Raw genomic sequence first — 877 nt, forward strand, 5'->3', positions numbered from 1 at the left:
CGCCGGGCGCCGCCGCGCCCCCGGGGGCTGCCGCCGTGCACCCTCCCGCGCGTGCCCGCCCCGCGCATCCTCGTCATCGACTCCCAGGAGCACCCATGCCCACTTCCCTGCCCACCTCCCTGCCCACCTCCCTGCCCACCTCACTGCCCGCCGCGCTGCTGCGCACCGGCACCGTCCTCGCCCTCGGCGCCCTCGCGCTCACGGGCTGCGCGTCCTCCGCCCAGGAGCCGGCACCGTCCGCCGCGTCCACCTCCGCCTCCGGCGCCCCCTCCCCGCACGACGCCGGGGGCGCCGCCGCGCACGAACCGCTCACCGTGGAGCAGCCCTGGGCGAAGGCGGGCCCCGCCGGGGGGATGACCGGGGTGTTCGGCACCCTCGTCAACGAGGGCGACGCCCCGGTCGTGCTCACCGGCGCGTCCGCCGAGGGCGTCGCCGGGGCGGTCGAGCTGCACGAGACCGTGCTCGACCCCGAGACCGGCAGCACGGTCATGCAGCGGATGCAGGACCCGGTCGGCATCGCGCCGGGGGAGTCCTACGCCCTCGAGCCCGGGGCGGACCACCTCATGCTCCTGGACCTGCGCTGCGGGCTCCGTGCCGGGGACGACCTCGAGCTCGTCCTGCGCTTCGAGGACGGGACCCAGCAGACGGTCACGGCGGCCGTCCGCGACTACGCGGGCGCCCAGGAGGAGTACGCCCCGGGCCACGGCGAGGACGAGGACGCCGGCGAGGACGACCACGCGGACGACGGCGAGGGGCACGCCGGGGGCCACGCGAGCGGGACGGGGTCGCCCTCCGGGGCCACGCCGGCGGCGGACCTGCCGGGCTGCCGTGGGTGAGGCCCGCGGCCTGGACCGGCGGCGCCTGCTCGTGGCGGGCG

General features: G+C 78.9%; 1 protein-coding gene. It reads left to right on the forward strand.

Going from position 1 to position 877, the window contains the following annotated elements; genetic code table 11:
* Window positions 1-95: 95 nt before the first annotated feature.
* The gene (locus tag CRM73_RS19410) at window positions 96-836 is read left to right on the forward strand and encodes a copper chaperone PCu(A)C (protein WP_229588825.1); all 741 of its coding nucleotides are present in this window, start codon (window positions 96-98) and stop codon (window positions 834-836) included.
* Window positions 837-877 lie beyond the last annotated feature (41 nt).

Source organism: Kocuria sp. CCUG 69068 (genome assembly GCF_020833785.1).
GTDB lineage: Bacteria > Actinomycetota > Actinomycetes > Actinomycetales > Micrococcaceae > Kocuria > Kocuria rosea.